This is a genomic window from Marinobacter guineae (genome assembly GCF_002744735.1).
Classification (GTDB): domain Bacteria; phylum Pseudomonadota; class Gammaproteobacteria; order Pseudomonadales; family Oleiphilaceae; genus Marinobacter; species Marinobacter guineae.
The window spans coordinates 140342-160014 of the sequence record NZ_KZ319340.1 but is presented as its reverse complement, the minus strand read 5'-3'; the positions used below and the strand labels follow the sequence as shown (position 1 = coordinate 160014).

Genomic DNA, 19673 nt, shown 5'->3' with positions numbered 1-19673 from the left:
ATTTTTCTCTTGTCCGATAAGGGGCTATCCTAAAAGGCTGATTCACCCGGCCATCAGGGAGCCGCAGCATGAAAGGCGACAAGAAAGTCATTCAGTATCTCAACAAGGTCCTCGCCAACGAGCTGACCGCCATCAACCAGTATTTTCTCCATTCCCGCATGTACAAGGATTGGGGCATCACCAAGCTGGCCGCCAAGGAATACGAAGAATCCATCGATGAAATGAAGCATGCGGACCAGCTCATTGAGCGGATCCTGTTTCTCGAAGGATTGCCGAACCTCCAGGACCTGAACAAGCTGCTTATTGGCGAGAATGTCGAGGAAATGATCTCCTGCGACCTCAAGCTGGAGCAGATCGCCCATACTGACCTGAAAGAAGCCATTCTCTATTGCGAGCAGGTTCAGGACTTTACCAGCCGCGAGCTGTTCCGCAGTATCCTGGACAGTGAAGAAGAGCACATCGACTGGCTGGAAACCCAGCTGGAAATGATCACCCAGATGGGCATTCAGAACTATATTCAGCTTCAATCATCCGCTTCGGAGTAAACCAGACAATGGACCTGTCCTGTTTCAAAGCTTACGACTTGCGTGGCCGCGTGCCGGATCAACTGAATCCGGCACTGGCCGAAAAAATCGGACGCGCCTACGTGGAAATCACCGGCGCAAAAAAAGTGATCGTCGGCTACGACATCCGCCTGTCCAGCCCGGACATCACCGAAGCCCTCAGCTCGGGCCTGATGGCCGCCGGGGCGGATGTGTTTGATATTGGCCTGTGTGGCACCGAGCAGGTGTACTTTGCCACCAGCCACTACAAGATGGACGGCGGCATTATGGTCACCGCCAGCCACAACCCCAAAGACCACAACGGCATGAAAATGGTCGGCCCCGAATCCCGGCCCATCAGCTCCGACAACGGCCTCAACGACATCCGCGATCGCGTTCTGGAACCGTTTGCCGATGCACCGCAGCAGGGCAGTTACGAGCCTTTGGAAGTGATGAGCGCCTACATCGACCACCTGCTGGGTTACGTCGATGCCGGTTCACTCAGCCCCATGACCATCGTGGTTAACGCCGGCAACGGCGGCGCCGGCCTGGTCATCGACGAACTCGAGCAGCATCTTCCCTTCGAATTCGTGAAAGTGCACCACCAGCCGGATGGCCATTTTCCAAACGGCGTGCCCAACCCGATCCTCCCGGAAAACCGCGCGGCCACCGCCGACGCTGTTATCGAACAGGGCGCCGCCATGGGCATCGCCTGGGATGGCGACTACGACCGCTGCTTCTTCTTCGACGAAAACGGCCGCTTCATCGAGGGTTATTACATCGTCGGCTTGCTGGCCGACCAGTTCCTGCGCAAAACCGGCGGCGGCAAAGTCATCCACGACCCACGGTTGATCTGGAATACCATAGAGCTGGTCAAGGCCGCAGGTGGTGAACCCATCGAAAGCAAAACCGGCCACGCCTTCATCAAACAGAGAATGCGCGACGAAGACGCCGTCTACGGCGGCGAAATGAGCGCCCACCACTACTTCCGGGATTTCGCCTACTGCGACAGCGGCATGATCCCCTGGCTGCTGATCGCCGAACGCCTCTGCCAGTCCGGTCAGCCGTTCTCATCCCTCATCGACGCCCGAATCGAAGCCTACCCGGCCAGCGGCGAAATCAATCGCACCATCGCCGATCCCCCGAAAGTGATCGCCGCGATCGAAGCCAAATACAGCGTCGGCGCCAAAAACGTCAGTCACGTCGATGGCGTGAGCATCGAATTCGACGACTGGCGCTTTAACCTCCGGATGTCCAACACCGAGCCGGTTGTGCGCCTGAACGTGGAATCGAGGGCGGATATTCCGTTGATGGAAGCAAAGACGGAAGAGCTGTTACAAGAAATGCAGAGGCTGAACGAAGAAGGCTGACTCCGGATTTCGGGGCCGACTGGTGCGATCCCCTCTCCTGAAACTGTGCGGAGCCATGGATGGCGGAGCCCAAGCGCCACATGGATGTGCCGCAAGGAGCGTGTTTCAGGAGAGGGGATCGCACCAGTCGGTCTTGCACCGAAAGCCTGGGATAACTCAGAACCAGTCGTTCAGCATAACCCCGATACCAAACCGTTGAATCCGGTGGTTATAGTCAATCAGACTCTCCCCATACCCGTTGTAGTACTGGAAAAACCCCTTAACCGTATCCCCCATCGGAAAACTGTACCCGAACTCCACCGACGTCTTGTTATCCGACCTCAGATTATTCATCAGTCGAAGCGAAAACGTACGGTCCTCCGTCAGCTTGTAAACTGCCTGATAATTGGCATGCCCCAGATACCGCTCAATATCCGCATTATCATCGTTGCTGCCGTCTGGAAGCCGGTACCAGGGCTGCACCATGAAAAGCCAGCGGTCATAGCTGTAGGCTGCGGTAGCAATGATCCGGTTCCAGCTCCGTGACCGAGGTTCAGCCTGCCCGTTCGACTGGTGATTGATGCCGAGTGTTACCCCGTTCAATCGGCCAGGGCCGATATCCCAATCGATCTGATAACGCACAAAGATCTCCGGCTCGTAGTTGGTTTCCCGGAAAGGCGCAGAATCGTCCTGATTATAGACCTGCCAGAAGGACTGCTGGGTGTAGCCGAACCACATGGTGGTGCGGTCGTCCAGAAAGCCGGTCAACAAAGGAACCTTGAAACTGATCTGATACTTTGCTTCTTCCCGCGCCAGTTCGTAATCGTAGCCGATGGAACCCAGTTTGGGGCTGGTCGGAGTCGAGTTCGGATCCTCCACCCAGGTCACCGGCAGGATATAGGTGGGCCGGTGCCCGACAAAACTGCCGGAAAATGAAAATACCGCTTTCTCGGCAGCGACATAACGGTCCATGAGGGCGGACATTACGCCAGTGTCCGAATCCTCTTCCAGGCCATTACCGCCAGCTTGCTTCAGCGCATCTCCATCTGGAGCGAGACTACCAAGGCTGCTGCGGGCTTCTTCTTTCTCTGCCTCGGTAGCCTGTGCCTGCGCTTTCTCCGAGTTGAAAATGCTGTCGAAGCACGCGAGCCTCTGGATACCGTCTTCGATCAACGCACATTGCTCAGGCAAATCGATCGGAATTTCCGGCGTGGATTCTGCCTGGACGGCGGCGGGCAGCACACAGGCCAGAATGAACGGGGTTCCGGCCAATAAGGCACGAGAGCACGTCATGAGCAATGATTCTCCTAGCTGGCGTTCAGGCTTACCCAGGTATTGGCTATGCCGTAGATCCAGATGCCGATCAGGGTAACCGCCAAAAGCGAGAAAATGACCTTGTGGCGAAACCGGTTGGCGCTGTCGGCGGATGCCACCCAGCGTAGGTACATCAGCCCGATGAAACTCAGGAAGACGCCCAGGCTCGCCAGAGCGGGGATCAACAGCCAGGCCGCACTGATGGTCTGGCCGTCGCCGGTCTGGCTGGAAAACCACCCCATGGAAGCCAGTAACACCGCTAGTGCAGCGAATTCGGCAATCAGCAGCGGTTTGCGCAGCGGGTGAGGCGAAGTTGGTTCCGTATTGGTCATGGAAACAGGTCCTGAATCGTTAAACATCGTCGAACACCATGGTAACCGGATTGTCCGCGAAACACCCTCCGACTTACGAAATCGCAATTAAAATGGTTGAAATCAATTTATGATTTTGCTGTTTGGTTTTTTTGCCAGGTTTCAGTCGCTATAATGCGGCGACCGAAGATTATAACGCTCAAATGCGAGGTGCATTGTGAAGATGAAGAGAGTCCTGGTTGCTGTACTGGTCGTTCTTGGCCTGACAGCCGGCGCTGTAATGGCGAGTGTTGAAGACGAAATTCGCGCGCGGATCGAGCCGGTTGGCGAAGTATGTCTTGAGGGTGAGCAGTGCGGTGCCGCCGCGGCTCCGACCCAGTCTGCCAGTTCTGGTCCCCGCTCAGGAAGCGAAGTTTACGACGCCGTGTGTATGGCCTGTCATACCACTGGTGCTGCCGGCGCTCCGGTCATTGGTAATGCAGAAGCCTGGGCTCCGCGGATCGACCAGGGCATGGAAACCTTGATCAGTCACGCAATTAACGGCTTCAATGCCATGCCTGCCAAGGGTGGCTGTGCAAGCTGCCCCGACGAGGAAATTCAGGCGGCCGTTGAGTACCTTGTCGAACAAGGCCAGTAACTGAACAGGCCTTGCGGTGTCTTGAAGCCCCCTCGTGGGGCTTTTTGCATTCCGGGGGGGCTAGGCTAGAGGCCAAGATCCCCCAGCAGGGCGCTGAGAGTCGCTTTGCCTTTTTTGTGATTGGCTTCCACGTCAAGGTCGCCCAGACCTTCCCACTTCAGATCCTCCTCCGGCAGTTCATCCAGAAACCGGCTGGGGATGGTTTCCAGTTTTTCGCCGTACTGTTTCCGGGCTGCCGCGTAGGTCAGGGTCAGTGTTTCCCGGGCCCGGGTGATGCCCACGTACATCAGCCGCCGTTCTTCCTCAATGTTGCCCTCTTCAATGCTGCTCCGGTGGGGAAGAATTTCTTCCTCCAGGCCCATAATGAACACATGGGGAAACTCAAGGCCCTTGGAGGCGTGGAGAGTCAGCAGCTGAACCTTGTCGCTGTCGTCCTCTTCTTCCCTTTGCTCCATCATGTCCCGGAGGATCAGCTTGGTGATGGCGTCCTCGATACCCAGTTCGTCGGCGGTGCCCTTGCCATCATCCAGCATGCGCTGAATGGACTCCACCAGATACCAGATGTTCTCCATCCGACGCTCGGCCTGTTTGGGAGTGCCAGAGTGCTGGTGCAGCCATTCCTCGTACTCGATGTCGGTAAACAGTTGCTTGATTACGGGGACCGGGTTTTCGCTGTGTAACCGCTCGCAGGTGGCATCTACCCAGTGGGCAAATCGTCGCAGGCGGTCCAGACCCTTCTCGGTAACATGAGTTTCCGCTCCCATATCGCCCAGGGCCTTGAACAGGCTGACGTTCCTGGAGCGGGCGTAATGGCTCAGCTGCTCGAGCGTGCGCGGACCGATTTCCCGGCGGGGTACGTTAACCACCCGCAGGAAAGCGGCGTTGTCATCGGGGTTGATCATCAGGCGCAGATACGACATGGCATCCTTGATCTCGTTCTTGGAAAAGAACGACTGGCCACCGGAGATGCGATAGGGAATCTGGTAGCCCTGGAGTTTGATCTCCAGCAGGCGGGCCTGGTGGTTACCCCGGTAAAGCACGGCAAAATCCCGGAAATCGAGGCCTTTTTTCAGTTTCTGGTCGAGAATCTCGGTAGCAACCCGCTCGGTTTCCGCGTCTTCGTTGCGGCATCGGACAATCCGGATCTCTTCACCGATGGTGTGGTCACTCCAAAGCGCCTTTTCGAAGACGTGGGGATTGTTGGCGATCACCATGTTTGCGCTGCGAAGGATTCGGGCCGTGGAGCGGTAGTTCTGCTCCAGTTTGACGATCTTCAGGCTGGGAAAGTCCTCCTTGAGCTGCTCCAGGTTTTCCGGGCGGGCACCGCGCCAGGCGTAGATCGACTGGTCATCATCCCCGACCACCGTGAAAGCCGCCCTTTCGGCTACCAGCAGTTTGACCAGTTCGTACTGGCATACGTTGGTGTCCTGATATTCGTCTACCAGCATGTAGCGAATCTTCCGGCGCCATTTCGCGAGCACGTCCGGGTGTGACCGGAACAACTGCACCGGAAGCAGGATCAGGTCATCAAAATCTACGGCGTTATAGGCCTTCAGGTACTCGTTGTACTGCTTGTAAATGATCGCGATCCGCTGCTCCCGTTCGTCCGCCGCCTTGCTCAAGGCTTCGGCCGGCGCGCGCATGGCGTTTTTCCAGGACGAGATGGTCATCTGGACATCGCTGAGTTCGTCGCCGGCTTCGGCACTGGCTTCCCGGAGCATCAGATCCTGTAACAAAGCTTTGGCATCCTCGGCATCAAATATGGAAAAACCGGGGTGGTAGCCGAGGTGGGTGTGCTCTTCCCGGATCATATTGAGGCCAAGATTATGAAAAGTGGATACAATCAGACCCCGGGTCAACTTCCGGTCGACAATCCGGCCAACCCGCTCCTTCATTTCCCGCGCGGCCTTGTTGGTAAAGGTCACGGCAGCAATGTGACGACCAGGGATGCCCAACTGCTCGATCAGGTAGGCGATCTTGCGGGTAATCACGCTGGTTTTGCCGCTGCCGGCACCAGCCAATACCAGCAGGGGGCCGTCTGAATAGCGGACTGCTTCGCTTTGTCTCGGATTGAGCTTGTTCACAAATTAGTTGCCAGAATGGAACGAAATGGGGAAAACGGACGTGGGGTTATTCTACACGAGCGGGCGTTCCTGTACCTTGACGATCTATCGACTATGATTGGTAGAACGGACTCGGTTGTTCACGCATAAATGGATTCTGCTTGATGACACTGCCACTGGAAACCATGAGGCCCGGACAGCTACGCCTCTTGGTTCTGACACCAGATTATGCTGATTTTCTCTGGCTGAACGATCTTCTGGCGGGTGACGTCGAAATCAGTGCGGACGCCACCTGGTGCCCGGATCTGGTGGATTGTGACGACCTGATCCGTAACGCCAGTTTCGATGTCATTGTCTGGAACTGTATCTTCCATGGCGGTTCTGAGGCTTCTTTTCTTCAATACCTGGCGGTTGGCAGCAATGATAAGCCTGTCCTTGCCCTCAGTGCCGAGTTGCCGGAACTGCGGGCTCCGGAACTGCTGGCCGCCGGCGCCGCTGATTATCTCTGCCGCCAGAATCTGGATCACTGGAATTTCCGCCGGGCTGTGAAATGCCTCTGGTACCGGGAGCAGTTGTCCGATTCGGCCCACGGCCAGCTGGGGCGGGAGGTCGCCACCGGTTTCATCAACCGGGATCTCTTCTTTGATCGTCTCCAGCAGGCGCTGTTGCGTGCCGAACGGGCCAGCCACCGGCTGGCGCTTCTGCACCTCAATATCGACGACTTCCGTAGTATCAATGAATCGTTCGGTTATCAGAAAAGCGACCAGTTGATGATGAAGCTGGCAGAGCGTCTCCGGCAGTCCCTGAGGCGGGTGGATTCCCTGATGCGCATCGGCGGCGACGAATTGGCCATTATCATCGAGAAGGTGGAAGACTCCCTCGACATCACCCAGATTATCCGCAAGGTGGTCAGCGCCCTGGATGAGCCGGTCACGATCGACGGCCAAAGTGTGGTGGTCAGCGCCAGCCTCGGTGTTGCCACCTACCCCGAAGCCGGTGACAGCGCCGAGAATCTTTTGCGCCGGGCCAATCGGGCCATGTTCGAGGCCAAGCGGGATCCCGGTACCAGTTATCGCTTCTACGACCGGCAGCTACATATCTCCGCCGGCTATCAGCTTCGGCTCGAGGCCGACCTGCGCAATGCCCTGAGGGGCAAGGAACTGGAGCTTTACTACCAGCCCCGGATTGATCTGGCCACGGAAGAGGTCCGTGGTGTCGAGTGCCTGTTGCGCTGGAACCACCCGGAGCGGGGGTTGGTGGGGCCGGATGAGTTCATTCCGGTTGCGGAGCGCAGCGGTCTGATCGTGCCCATCGGATACTGGGTTATCGAGCAGGCCTGTAAACGCTTGCAGGAGTCTGCCGAGCTGGGGTTCCCGGGCCTGGTGTTTGCCGTTAACCTTTCGTTCCGGCAGTTCCACGATCGCAAGATGACCGAGACCATTTTCCGGATTATTTTCAACGCCAATGTGGATACCAGCCTGCTGGAGCTGGAGCTCACGGAAAGCGCCATGATGCACGATCCGGAATACGCCCAGCGTTGCCTGCGGGAGCTGAATCAGCTGGGGATCAGCTTTGCCCTTGATGACTTCGGGACCGGTTTTTCCTCCTTGAGCAATCTCCAGCATTTGCCCATTTCCCTGGTCAAAATCGATAAATCCTTCGTGCAGGAGTTGGGGCACTCGGCAGACGCAGAGCACATTATCCGGGCGATAATCAGCCTCGCCCACAGCCTGCAGATCAGCGTGGTTGCGGAAGGGGTGGAAACCGAAGGTCAGTTGGAGTTCCTGCGCCAGCAGCACTGCGATGAAATTCAGGGTTATTATTACGCCCGCCCTATGCCCTGGGCCGATCTTGTGCAATTCCTGAACAAGCGTGGTCAGTCCGCTTGCCTGCAACAGTAAGCCGCTGTACCTTTGCTGCTTTATTGGCAAAGCATCAAACAGAGGTTGCATGAACAGTATTTCCAGGCGCATCGCCGACGAGCTCGGTGTCCGCGAGCAACAGGTTAATGCCACCGTCGCCCTGCTCGACGAGGGCTCCACCGTTCCGTTTATCGCACGTTATCGCAAAGAGGTAACCGGCTCGCTGGACGACAGCCAGCTGAGGACCCTGGAGGAGCGCCTGCGCTATCTGCGGGAACTGGAAGACCGTCGCGCCACCATCCTCAAAAGTATTGAGGAGCAGGGTAAGCTGACCGATGAACTCAAGGCCAGCATTAACGAGGCGGATGCCAAGAACCGCCTGGAAGATCTCTATCTGCCCTATAAGCCCAAGCGCCGGACCAAGGCCCAGATTGCCCGGGAAGCCGGCCTGGAGCCCCTGGCGGATGCCTTGTATGACGACCCGACTCTGGATCCGGAAACGACGGCCCAGGGCTATCTCAACAAGGAAGCCGGGGTGGAAGACACCAAGGCGGCTCTGGATGGCGCCCGCTACATCCTGATGGAGCGCTTTGCCGAGGACGCCGAGTTGCTGGGCAGTCTGCGGGACTTCATCTGGCAGGAAGGCCAGCTGAGAGTGACTGTGGTGGCAGGCAAGGAAAACGAAGGCGCCAAGTTCCGGGATTATTTTGACCACGTTGAACCACTGAAAAAGGTACCGTCCCATCGCGCCCTGGCCATTCTGCGCGGTCGCAACGAAGGCATCCTCGCCTACAGTATCGTGGTTGGCGATGCCGATGACGACCGCCGTACGCCCCATCCGGCGGAGCAGCGGATTGCCGCCCGCTGGAACATCCGGGATAACGGCCGTGCCGCCGACAAGTGGCTGTCGGAAGTGGTGCGCTGGACCTGGCGGGTCAAGCTCTCCACCCAGATTGAAACCGATCTCATGGCCCAGGTCCGCGAAGCCGCCGAGACCGAAGCCATTAACGTTTTCGCCGCCAACCTCAAGGATCTTCTGTTGCTGGCACCGGCCGGCCCGCGCCCGACACTGGGGCTGGATCCCGGGCTGCGTACCGGAGTGAAGGTGGCCGTTATCGACGGTACCGGGCAGGTAGTGGGCCATGGTGCCATTTACCCCCACGCACCCAAGAACCAGTGGGACCGCTCCATCGAGCAGCTGGCGGCCTGGTGCCGCGAGTATAAAATCGAGCTGGTGGCTATTGGCAACGGTACTGCGTCCCGGGAAACCGAGAAGCTGGTGGGCGACCTGAGCAAGCGTTACCCCGAACTCAAACTGGCCCGGATCGTGGTCAGTGAATCCGGTGCCTCCATATACTCGGCGTCCGAATTTGCCTCCAAAGAGCTGCCGGATCTGGATGTCACCATTCGTGGTGCCGTGTCCATCGCCCGTCGGCTGCAGGACCCGCTGGCGGAACTGGTGAAGATCGAGCCGAAATCCATCGGGGTAGGGCAGTACCAGCACGATGTATCCCAGGTCCAGTTGTCCCGTAGCCTTGATGCGGTGGTGGAAGACTGTGTGAACGGTGTGGGCGTGGATCTGAACACCGCCTCGGCACCGCTGCTGTCGCGGGTGTCCGGTCTGAACCACACCATCGCCCAGAATATCATCGAATACCGCAACCAGAACGGCATGTTCCGCAACCGCAAGCAACTGCTGAAGGTCACCCGGCTCGGGGACCGGACCTTTGAGCAGGCGGCGGGCTTCCTGCGGATCGCCGGCGGCGAGAACCCGCTGGACCGGTCTTCCGTGCACCCGGAAGCCTACGGCGTGGTGGAAGCCATTGCCAAGCGCAACAACCGCAGGGTCGATGATATTGTCGGGGATTCCTCGTTTCTGCGTGGTCTGAATCCCAAGGATTACGTAACTGAACTGTTCGGGTTGCCCACCATCAAGGACATCATCTCCGAGCTGGAGAAGCCGGGCCGGGATCCGCGTCCGGAATTCCGGTTTGCCAGTTTTGAGGAGGGCGTTGAAACCCTCAATGACCTCAAGCCGGGCATGGTGCTGGAAGGATCGGTAACCAACGTGACCAACTTCGGCGCGTTTGTGGACATCGGCGTCCATCAGGATGGGCTGGTGCATATTTCGGCGCTGTCCAACACCTTCATCAAGGATCCACGGGAAGTTGTCAAAGCCGGGGACATCGTCAAGGTGAAGGTTCTGGATGTGGACATTCCGCGCAAGCGAATTGCCCTGACCATGCGCATGGAGGACCAGCCTGGCGAGAAAAATGATGGTAAGCCAATGGCTGGAAACCGCGCCGGTGCCAGCCAGAAGTCAGGTAATAGAAACAGCCGTAGCTCCGGCGCCAGCGAGAAATCCGGCCAGGGCGCCATGGCTGGTGCACTGGCCCAGGCGCTGGCTTCGGCCCGCAAGGACAGCCGTTAACAGGTTTTCAATCTTTTCACCGGCTGGTCCCGCTCAAGAGTAGGGGTCAGCCGCAGCAGGAGTCGACCATGGCTGAATCCCGCCATTCCGTATTTCGTCAGTTCGCAGCCAGCGACTGGGATGGTTTTCTGAAGGGTGTCGAGAAAGAGGGCTTGCGGGTGGACCGCAACGGGTTCATCGCCCAGACCCCGCATCCGGAGGTCCTGGGTTCGGCGTTAACCCACCCCAGGATCACCACCGATTACTCTGAAGCCCTGCTGGAATTGATCACGCCTGTGTTCAATAGCACTGGTGGAATGCTCAAATCCCTGAGGGACATTCACACGTTTGTGCAAGAGAACCTCGGTGATGAAGTGTTCTGGGCAGCGAGCATGCCCTGTGAACTGGATGGCGATGAAAGCATCCCCATTGCCGAATATGGCAGCTCCAATATTGGCCGTCTCAAACACGTGTACCGCCAGGGCCTGGCTGTCCGCTATGGCCGGATGATGCAGAGCATCGCGGGCGCCCACTACAACCTGTCACTGCCGGACAGTTTCTGGCGGAAATGGCAGGAGTCTCTGGGGAGCCAGCAAAGCCTGAAGGACTTCAAATCAGACCAGTATTTCTGGCTGATCCGGAATTTCCGGCGCCGGAGCTGGCTGCTGATGCTGCTGTTTGGTGCTTCTCCGGCACTGGATGCGAGCTTTGTTGCCGATATCCGCCACGATCTGAGCCAGTTTGATGAGCACACCTGGTACGGTGAATACGCCACCTCCCTGCGCATGGGTGACCTGGGCTACCACAACAACGCCCAGGCTTCCCTGAACATCTGTTTCAACGAGCTCAGCACCTACACCCGGACTCTGGACAGGGCCATCCACACCAACTGGCCAGCGTACGAAGCTATCGGTACTCGCCGGGGCGATCAGTTCATCCAGATCAATACCAGTGTCCTGCAGATTGAGAACGAGTATTACAGTGCCGTGCGGCCCAAGCGCACGACTGAACGGCAAGAAAAACCCATTCAGGCCCTTGAAGCACGGGGCGTGGAGTACATCGAGGTGCGCTGCCTGGATCTGGATCCGTTCTCTCCGGTTGGCGTGAACGAGGCCCAGATCGATTTCCTGGATCTGTTCCTGCTGGACTGCCTGCTGTCAGACTCCCCTCGTATTAGCGACGCCGAGTGTGAGCGGCTGGACGATAACTACAAGGATGTGGTGGCCCGCGGACGCTATCGTGAACTGACCCTGTGCCGTGGCGGGCAACGCACGCCGGTACCAGAGGCCGCGACCGATCTGCTTGAACAGCTGGAACCCCTGGCGGAGCTGCTGGATAGCTGGCAGGGGGGAGACACCTACTGCAAGGCCCTGGCGACCCAGCGTGAGGTGTTGTCTGGCGAGAGGGCCGTACCCTCGGCCAGGGTGCTTGACGCCATGCGTTCGTCTGGCCTGGGGCACCGGGAATGGGGTATGGAAATGGCGCGCCAGCATCAACAAACCCTGAGGCAGGAAGGCCTGGATGCCGACGTTCGCAAAGCCTTTGAAGCCATGTCCGCCGATTCCCTGACGGATCAGCAGAAAATGGAACAGGCCGACACCCTGACGTTTGACGAGTTTCTGCAGCACTACCTGCGCTCCTGATCCGCCGGCCGGGTCCATATCTCATTTGTCTGCGGACTTGACGCACAGAAACTGAACAAAGATTTGTCACCCTCCGGCCTGCCTGTTAATTTTTGTAACATCAGGATCGGAGGAGTCGGCATGGCAAGGGACATCAAACTTGGCTGGGATGTGGAAGCACTGAACAAGGCTTACCGCCAGGGATACATGGCAGCCACCATGAATATGGACAAGTCACGCTGCCCCTACCGGGGAGATGTCGTCATCGCGGCCTGGGAGGCCGGATGGGATGATGCCGACCAGGTTGCCCGTGAAAGCCGGGGCAAGGGCGACGACCTGCTTTCACAAATCGCCTGAGTACCCTGGCCTCGTTCCGCTCTATTTCTGCACGACGAATTCCGTAAACAGCACACCGGCAATGCTCTCGCCGGTCTGCTGCTCTTCAAGCACCGCATTGATCCGTTGTTCTGCTTCCTCTCGCAGTGCCTGCTGGCCTTCCATAGAGGTCAGGCGGTCGGTATCTGTCTGCTCACCGAACAGCATCACCAGTTCATGGCGCAGCCGTGGCATGTGGGCTTCCAGTGCCGGTCTGGTACTTGCGCTCCGGGCCCGGAGGCTGACGGCTGCCTTGAGATAGGTTGGCTTGTTGTCTGCAGCACCAACATGGGTGACAAAAGCCGGATCCATGCTGATGTAGTCGGTGAAACCACTGTCTTCCTGAACCACCTCCTCTTCTGTGGTTTCCTCATCCTGGGAGACCGCCGGCAAGGAGACCAGTGAAAGCAACAGGAAGAACATCGTGAGAACAGGTTTTAGCTGGTGTGTCATAGGCTTGAAGTTGATCGTGGTTTAGGGTTTAGTGACGAGTCGAGGGCGATAGCGCCGGTAGCACCGAGAATAGCAGGCCCGGCGCGAGGTTGCAGTTTCAATTCACAATTCGAGGTGTTCTTTTGACCAGCAGATGGGTTTTCGGGCTTATTTTCCTAGTGTGTGCCGCACTTCTGGGTGTCGCGTTTTATATGGAACATGTGATGGGCCTCGAACCTTGCCCGTTATGCTGGCTACAGCGTTTCGGGTTCATGGGGGCCGGCCTGGTCAGCTTTCTGGCCTTGCTGCAGGGGCCTACCGGATTCGGGGTTCGTATTTATGGGTTCCTGCTGGTACTGACCGCTGGTGCCGGGCTGGGTGTGGCCAGTCGGCAGTTGTGGCTGCAGAGCCTGCCGGCGGATCAGGTGCCCGCCTGTGGCCCTTCCGTCGACTACATGCTGGAGGTGTTGCCATGGTTTGAGGTCCTTTCCACCGCCCTGAAAGGCACCGGGGATTGTGCTGAAGTGGTGTGGCGGTTCCTGGGGCTGAGTATTCCAGGCTGGACAGCAGTGTTCTTTTCTCTGCTGATAATTACCGGTCTGATTCTGATGTTTCGTCGGCAGAAGTCCGGGGAATGGTTTCGGAGCTGAAACGGTTGCGGGGGACCACAGGCATGGGGTAACTTGACCCAAACCTGAGAAAAATCAGAACCGAAACAGAAGTACCGGGATACCAAGCGGAGAACAGGCGTCATGTTGGAAAATTGCCGAAATGCCAGGGAGCGTTGGGGTGGCGTCAGCGAACTGATTGATCGCTGGCTCAAAGAGCGTCAGGAGCTGCTGGTTCATTACTGCGATCTGTCCGGAGAGAATGATTTTACACAGACAGAAGCGCTGAAAGAGAAGTTCGTGCGCCTGTGCGAGGTGCTTGTTGATTATGTCTCAACTGGCCATTTCGAAATCTATGAGCAGTTGGTCAGCGAGGCCCGTGAATTTAATGATGGTGGCCTGGAACTGGCTGCTAAGGTTTATCCCCGGATTGAGCAGACTACCGAGGTCGCCCTCAACTTCAATGACCGTCTTGATGGCAGAGAGTTGTCAGAGGAGGACGTGAAAGAGTTGTTTGGCGAGCTGTCGAAGCTCGGCGAAACCCTCGAGACCCGGTTCGAGATGGAAGATTTCCTGATTGAGCACCTTCACAATGCCCATGCGGGTAAAGTAGCGCCTGCCTGACGAGCGCCTGATACAAAAAGCCCCAGTTCGGTGTTGCCGACCTGGGGCTTTTTTGTGGCCGCAATTTCAGAAAATGCGGCCGGATCGGGCTCTTACTCTCCGGTTTCCGGATTGACGTCCAGAAGCTCGACGTCGAATACCAGGGTCTCGTTAGGACCGATGGCGCGGTTGCCACCCGGGCCGTAGGCCAGGTCAGACGGAATGTAGAGCTTGTAACGGGCGCCTTCGCTCATCAGCTGCAGGCCCTCTGTCCAGCCCGGAATGACCTGGTTCAGGGCAAAGGTTACCGGCTCGCCGCGCTCGCGGGAGCTGTCAAAGACTTCGCCGGACAGAAGTTCACCGGTGTAGTGTACTTTGACGGTATCGGTTTCCGCAGGCTTTTCGCCTTCGCCTTTCTCCAGCACTTCGTATTGCAGGCCGGATTCAGTGGTTTCTACACCTTCCCGATTGGCATTCTCCGCCAGGAACGTTTTGCCGGCCTCAAGGTTCTTGTTGGCCAGCTCTTCCGTCTGCTTCGTCTGCTCGTCCTGAAGCTGCTGCTGATAGGCCATCAGCGCTTGCTGGATTTCCTCTCGGCTCATGCGCTTGGCTTCTTCATCGCCAGCGTGGCCATGCTGAATACCTTCAAGGAACTGGTCCATCTGAAGATTCGGCAGATCGTTGCTCATGCGCTCACCGAGAACCAGGCCCATGCCATAGCTGACCTTCTGGTCGGTTGATTCCAGTTTGGCTTGTTCCGGAGCCTCGGGCGGTGTTGAACAGCCGGCAACGAGGCCGGTCACTGCCAGTGCAAGGAGCGTCTTTTTCATTGCTTCATCCTTTAACGTCTGTGCATGGGGCAGCGCCCCGCGTTGTGTTTGTCAGAACGGAGAAGGTAACGGGTTCCGGCGCCGGATGCCACTGAACATGTGTTAAGAATCCGGACGTGTCAGATCAACTGCCGTTGTTGCCGGCCGCTGAGGGGGCCAGGGAAAATGGCGCGGTGTAAGGGGACTGCCAGTCGGTCTCCGATTCCGGAGTCCGGCTGAGGGGCGAAGCCTTGTCCTGCCGCTCTATGGCCAGCGTATACCAAGGCCCCCGTTTCGGGGGCTGGTCGGCATAATGCCAGTTGCCATCGGTGTCCTGCCATTTGAACACGATTTCCGGACCCTCGGTTGGAATCGGGGACGGTACCAGGCCTTCAAAGGCCGGGATTTCCGGCTGTTCCTCGTCTGCAACCGGTTCGGATACCTGCTCCGGATCATTGAGTCCGAAGAAAATCAGCAATAACAGTAACCCGAGGGCGGGAAACGAGAGCCTTATGAGCCATTTCATCATCATGGCTGGTGGTCTCCCTTTGGGAAATTGGCCAGGGCTGTGGCCAGTGCATTCAGCGGGGGGCCGGCACGGTCATCGATTCGCGATGTCGGTGCCGCCGCAGCAAGATTGGTTCTGATCAGCGTATCGCGTCCATGCATGTCAGATGGTTCCGGATTGTTGGTTATTAACGTTCGCCAGGCCAGGGCCAGTTCTATCTGTTCGGCTTCGAGTTCCAGGCCGGCGATGCCGGTGCGAAGCTGGTTATACCTGCCGGTCGTGCCTGGCAGCGATTTTCTCGCGGCGCGCAGCGCACCGGTTACACGGTCGCGCCACTCTGTTACCGTAGCGTCCTCGACCCCGGTGAAGGCCCTGCCAGTCAGTGCGAGCCAGCCTGCGCATAGAATCCGCGTTACGCTCCAGCCCTGTTTTTGAAGGGCCAGGCAAGTGTCCTGAACCCCGGGCTGTTTCCAGAATGCCAGAGCAAAACGCCAGAGCGGGCTTTCCGGTTCCAGATCTGCCGGTAATTCCAGAGGCGGTGTCGATAAATCCGGGATAGTAGCCGAGTTTACCGGCATATGCGCTGAGCCTTTCCTGAACACTTTACGTTGATAAAATGAAAGTATGTTAACGATCACTGATCTCAGTTTACAACGGGGCGGCGTCTGGTTGCTAGAATCGGTCAGCCTCACGGTCCAGCCCGGCCAGCGAGTGGCTATTGTCGGCGCCAATGGTGCTGGAAAATCGAGCCTTTTCCAGCTGTTGCTGGGCCAGTTGGCTCAGGAACAGGGCACGGTTTCACTGCCCGGGGGTTGCCGCATTGCCCACATGGCCCAGGAGGTCAGAGCCTCAGGGCGCAGTGCGCGGGATTTCGTTCTTGATGGCGATCTCGATCTGCGCCGCCTGGAACGGGAGCTGGAGCAGGCCGAAGCCGTCGGTGATGACCATGCCATTGCCCGCATCCACGGTGAGCTGGATGTGCACGAGGCATGGTCCGCGGCCCGTCGCGCAGAGGCGCTGATCAGGGGGCTGGGCTTCTCGGACGAGGACGCAGACCGGCCGGTATCGGCGTTTTCCGGCGGCTGGCGAATCCGCCTGAACCTGGCACAGGCCCTGATGCGACCGTCAGACCTGTTGCTGCTGGATGAGCCAACCAACCACCTGGATCTGGATGCCTGTTTATGGCTGGAAAACTGGCTGCGCCGGTACCAGGGCACCCTGCTGTTCATTTCCCACGACCGTGATTTCATGGACCGTGTCGCCACCCATGTGGTGCATTTCGACCGAAGGAAGCTGGAGCTTTATACGGGTAATTACTCAGCCTTTGAAGGTCAGCGCAGCGAGCGTCTGGCCCAGCAGCAGGCCGGTTTCGAGCGCCAGCAAGCCAGGATTGCCGAGATTCAGCGTTTTATCGACCGCTTCAAGGCGCAAGCGACCAAGGCCCGTCAGGCCCAGAGCCGGGTGAAGGCCCTGGAACGTATGGAGCGCATTGCCCCGGCCCATATTGATTCTCCCTTCAGCTTCGAGTTTCCGGTGGCGGAGAAAGTGTCCAATCCCCTGTTAGGGATCCGCAACGGCAAGGCCGGACACGGCAGCACCACAATCCTCGACGGCATCAATCTGACCCTGCTACCCGGCAGTCGCATCGGTCTTCTGGGCCCCAATGGTGCTGGTAAATCCACTCTGATGGATGCGCTCAGGGGGGAAAGCACCCTGTTGTCCGGAGAACGCACCTGTGGCGAGCATTTAGCCATTGGCTACTTTGCCCAGCATCAGCTGGAATCTCTGGACCTGGATGCCAGCCCGTTCCTGCATTTGCAGCGGCTGGCACCGAAAGCCTCGGAACAGAGCATCCGGAACTTTCTCGGAGGCTTTGATTTTCATGGCGATGAGGCTCTGAGCCCGATCCGTTCATTCTCCGGTGGCGAAAAGGCCAGGGTGGCACTGGCGGTTATTGCATGGCAGAAACCGAATCTGCTCCTGCTGGACGAGCCGACCAACCACCTGGACCTGGAAATGCGCCAGGCCCTGACCATGGCCCTGCAGAATTTTGAGGGTGCTATTGTGGTGGTTTCCCACGACCGACACCTGCTAAGAAACACGGTAGACGAATTCTGGCTGGTGAACGATGGCCGGTTTGTTGAGTATGAGGGTGATCTTGAAGACTACGAGCGCTGGCTGGCAGACCGTCGCAAGGATGAAACCGAAGCACCGAAGCGATCGCAGTCTGGTCAGCAAGACTCGGCGGAATCGGCGGTTGGAACCGGCGAAAGCGCCGATGACCGGAAGGCCCGCAAGCGCGCGGAGGCAGCCCTCCGGCAAAAGCTCAGCCCCTATCGCAAGCAGCAGGTGTCCCTGGAAAAGGAAATGGATCGGCTGAACCAGAGACTGGTGGTGCTGGAGGGAGAACTCGCGGACCCGGAGCTGTATGAAGAGAGCGGTAAGGTCCGGATGAAAGGGTTGCTTGGCGAGCAGGCAACTGCAAAAGCCCGCCTCGAAGAGGTCGAGGCGCAATGGCTTGAGGTCAGTGAAGCTGTCGAATCGCTGGAGGCGGAGCTGGCGGACTGACCGCCCTCAGCCTCCACTGATCTCCAGAGTGAAATTCTGCTTGGTGAGATAATCACGTTCGTTTTCAAGATCGGCCAGGGTCAGCGGCCGGTCATCCAGCCAGCCGGCTGGAAACTCCAGTACCAGCTTGTTCTTGTGGGGATTCAGGGTGAACTCCGGCGCCGGCTCCATATTGCGGGGATGCTGAAGGAGGACGGCCAGACGCACCAGGACGCAGAGATAGCGAAGCCGGATAATATCTTCCGGGTCCAGCCCCTCGAAGATGGCCGAGGAGAACTTGCGCCGGTGGCCGCGAACCAGCGTGGCCAGGTCCCGCTGGAATTGCTGGCTGAAGCCGGGAAGGTCCGAGTATCGCAACAGGTAGGCACCGTGCTTGTGGTACTGACTGTGGGAGATCGTCAGACCGATTTCGTGCAGACGGCAGGCCCAGCGCAGAACCTCTTCATCGGCCGCTGTGTGCAGCGCCCAGGCGTCCGCCACCTGCTCCCAGGCGGCAACGGCGGTCGCTTCGACTGCCGCGCCGTGCTCCTGATCAACGTGATAACGTTCCTGCAGGGCGGAAATTGTCCGCTCCCGCACATCCTCGTGCTGGATCCGCCCGACGATGTCGTAGAGCAGGCCTTCCCGCAGGGCGCCGTCAGCAAACGACATTTCGGTGATACCGAGGGACTGGAACGCTCCCATCAGAATGGCAAAGCCGGCAGGGAAAATGCTCTGGCGGTCCGAGCGCACACCCAGATCAGCCAGTTTTTCCGTTTTACCCATATCCACCAAGCGCTTGCGCAGTTCCTGCATGGCGGGGAGGGTGATGGTGCCATCGGTAATTTTCAGGGATGACAGGACACTGGCAATCGCCTTGATCGAGCCGGATGAACCGACGGCGCTCTGCCATCCCACGGAGCGGTAATGCTGGCGGATATTCAGCAGTTCCTGTTCGGCGTGGGTCACCGCCTTGTCCATCTGTCGCCGGGTAATCTTGCCATCCGGGAAATACCGGTTCCGGAAGGAAACACAGCCCATGTGCAGGCTTTCAAGCTCCTGGGGTTCGAAACGCTGGCCGATAATGAACTCGGTACTGCCGCCGCCGATATCGATTACCAGCCGGCGCCCGATATCGTCAGACAGGGTATGGGATACACCCAGGTAGATCAGCCGCGCTTCCTCGCGCCCGGCAATGATCTCCACCGGATAGCCGAGAACCTCCTCCGCGCGGGCCATGAATTCATGGGCGTTGCGAGCCACCCTGAGGGCGTTGGTGCCGACAATCTGCACAGCCTTCGGTGGCATCCCCTGGAGACGCTGAGCAAAGCGGCCGAGACAGGTCAGGGCGCGCTCCTGCGCCTCTTCAGTCAGTCGGTTGTACTGATCCAGTCCTGCGCCAAGCTGTACTTTTTCCCCCATCTTCTCGAGGGTCCGGATTTCCCCATGCACTAGTCTGGCAACCACCATGTGGAAGCTGTTCGAGCCCATGTCGATGGCTGCAAGCACCTCTGGCGAGGACGCAGCGTTTTCGGCGGTGGAGGCGGCGGCCGTCACGTGGTCGAAATCCTTTTGGAATGAACTTGCGGGGTACTATAAGCGAAATCCCTCAGGCCTGTCAGTAACCGGCAGACGCGGGGATTTGACCGGGGTCAGGCCCGGATCGATTCATAGAGGTGGA

At 58.2% G+C, this 19673-nt stretch carries 18 protein-coding genes; 10 read left to right on the top strand and 8 right to left on the bottom strand.

Annotation, left to right across the window (positions count from 1 at the left end; translation table 11 throughout):
* The first annotated feature begins 68 nt into the window (after positions 1-68).
* Positions 69-545: a bacterioferritin gene (gene bfr, locus CLH62_RS08765; RefSeq protein ID WP_099617787.1), complete on the top strand. Its 477-nt coding sequence runs from the start codon at positions 69-71 to the stop codon at positions 543-545.
* Positions 546-553: 8 nt separating this feature from the next.
* Positions 554-1912 (top strand): phosphohexomutase domain-containing protein, encoded by a 1359-nt coding sequence (locus CLH62_RS08760; RefSeq protein ID WP_099617786.1) that lies wholly within the window; start codon positions 554-556, stop codon positions 1910-1912.
* 156 nt (positions 1913-2068) lie between these two features.
* Here CLH62_RS08760 and CLH62_RS08755 read toward each other — a convergent pair whose 3' ends face one another.
* Both CLH62_RS08755 and CLH62_RS08750 read right to left on the bottom strand, forming a co-directional pair.
* Positions 2069-3184, bottom strand: coding sequence for a phospholipase A (locus CLH62_RS08755; protein WP_099617785.1), 1116 nt, complete (start codon positions 3182-3184; stop codon positions 2069-2071).
* Between the two features lie 14 nt (positions 3185-3198).
* Positions 3199-3537: a hypothetical protein gene (locus CLH62_RS08750; protein ID WP_099617784.1), complete on the bottom strand. Its 339-nt coding sequence runs from the start codon at positions 3535-3537 to the stop codon at positions 3199-3201.
* 202 nt (positions 3538-3739) lie between these two features.
* On the opposite strand from CLH62_RS08750, the gene CLH62_RS08745 reads away from it, so the two are divergent.
* Positions 3740-4153 (top strand): c-type cytochrome, encoded by a 414-nt coding sequence (locus CLH62_RS08745; RefSeq protein ID WP_099617783.1) that lies wholly within the window; start codon positions 3740-3742, stop codon positions 4151-4153.
* Between the two features lie 65 nt (positions 4154-4218).
* Here CLH62_RS08745 and rep read toward each other — a convergent pair whose 3' ends face one another.
* Positions 4219-6237: a DNA helicase Rep gene (rep, locus tag CLH62_RS08740; RefSeq protein WP_099617782.1), complete on the bottom strand. Its 2019-nt coding sequence runs from the start codon at positions 6235-6237 to the stop codon at positions 4219-4221.
* Positions 6238-6380: 143 nt separating this feature from the next.
* Here rep and CLH62_RS08735 point away from each other — a divergent pair, with 143 nt between their 5' ends.
* From CLH62_RS08735 to rmf, 4 genes are all read left to right on the top strand, one after another.
* Positions 6381-8117: a putative bifunctional diguanylate cyclase/phosphodiesterase gene (locus CLH62_RS08735; protein WP_099617781.1), complete on the top strand. Its 1737-nt coding sequence runs from the start codon at positions 6381-6383 to the stop codon at positions 8115-8117.
* A 49-nt stretch (positions 8118-8166) separates the two neighbouring features.
* On the top strand, positions 8167-10509 hold the full coding sequence (locus CLH62_RS08730; protein WP_099617780.1) for a Tex family protein: 2343 nt from the start codon (positions 8167-8169) through the stop codon (positions 10507-10509).
* Between the two features lie 68 nt (positions 10510-10577).
* Positions 10578-12131, top strand: coding sequence for a glutamate--cysteine ligase (gene gshA, locus CLH62_RS08725; RefSeq protein WP_099617779.1), 1554 nt, complete (start codon positions 10578-10580; stop codon positions 12129-12131).
* Between the two features lie 120 nt (positions 12132-12251).
* The gene (gene rmf / locus CLH62_RS08720; RefSeq protein WP_099617778.1) at positions 12252-12467 is read left to right on the top strand and encodes a ribosome modulation factor; all 216 of its coding nucleotides are present in this window, start codon (positions 12252-12254) and stop codon (positions 12465-12467) included.
* A 21-nt stretch (positions 12468-12488) separates the two neighbouring features.
* On the opposite strand, the gene CLH62_RS08715 is transcribed toward rmf, so the two are convergent.
* Complete coding sequence (locus tag CLH62_RS08715) at positions 12489-12938, bottom strand: flagellar basal body-associated FliL family protein (protein WP_099617777.1); 450 nt, start codon at positions 12936-12938, stop codon at positions 12489-12491.
* A 122-nt stretch (positions 12939-13060) separates the two neighbouring features.
* On the opposite strand from CLH62_RS08715, the gene CLH62_RS08710 reads away from it, so the two are divergent.
* A complete protein-coding gene (locus CLH62_RS08710; protein ID WP_211285715.1) occupies positions 13061-13567 on the top strand; it encodes a disulfide bond formation protein B in 507 nt (168 codons plus the stop codon).
* Positions 13568-13669: 102 nt separating this feature from the next.
* On the top strand, positions 13670-14149 hold the full coding sequence (rsd, locus tag CLH62_RS08705; protein WP_099617775.1) for a sigma D regulator: 480 nt from the start codon (positions 13670-13672) through the stop codon (positions 14147-14149).
* 92 nt (positions 14150-14241) lie between these two features.
* On the opposite strand, the gene CLH62_RS08700 is transcribed toward rsd, so the two are convergent.
* From CLH62_RS08700 to CLH62_RS08690, 3 genes are all read right to left on the bottom strand, one after another.
* Positions 14242-14958, bottom strand: a complete 717-nt coding sequence (locus CLH62_RS08700; protein ID WP_099617774.1) for a BamJ family beta-barrel-assembly machinery protein — start codon at positions 14956-14958, stop codon at positions 14242-14244.
* Between the two features lie 124 nt (positions 14959-15082).
* Positions 15083-15469: a DUF4124 domain-containing protein gene (locus tag CLH62_RS08695; protein ID WP_099617773.1), complete on the bottom strand. Its 387-nt coding sequence runs from the start codon at positions 15467-15469 to the stop codon at positions 15083-15085.
* Positions 15466-16023 (bottom strand): TIGR02444 family protein, encoded by a 558-nt coding sequence (locus CLH62_RS08690; protein WP_099617772.1) that lies wholly within the window; start codon positions 16021-16023, stop codon positions 15466-15468. Before CLH62_RS08690 ends, CLH62_RS08695 begins: the two co-directional genes overlap by 4 nt.
* A gap of 46 nt (positions 16024-16069) precedes the next feature.
* On the opposite strand from CLH62_RS08690, the gene CLH62_RS08685 reads away from it, so the two are divergent.
* Positions 16070-18013, top strand: a complete 1944-nt coding sequence (locus CLH62_RS08685) for an ATP-binding cassette domain-containing protein (RefSeq protein ID WP_170005778.1) — start codon at positions 16070-16072, stop codon at positions 18011-18013.
* A 6-nt stretch (positions 18014-18019) separates the two neighbouring features.
* On the opposite strand, the gene ppx is transcribed toward CLH62_RS08685, so the two are convergent.
* Positions 18020-19549 (bottom strand): exopolyphosphatase, encoded by a 1530-nt coding sequence (ppx, locus tag CLH62_RS08680; protein ID WP_099617771.1) that lies wholly within the window; start codon positions 19547-19549, stop codon positions 18020-18022.
* Positions 19550-19673 lie beyond the last annotated feature (124 nt).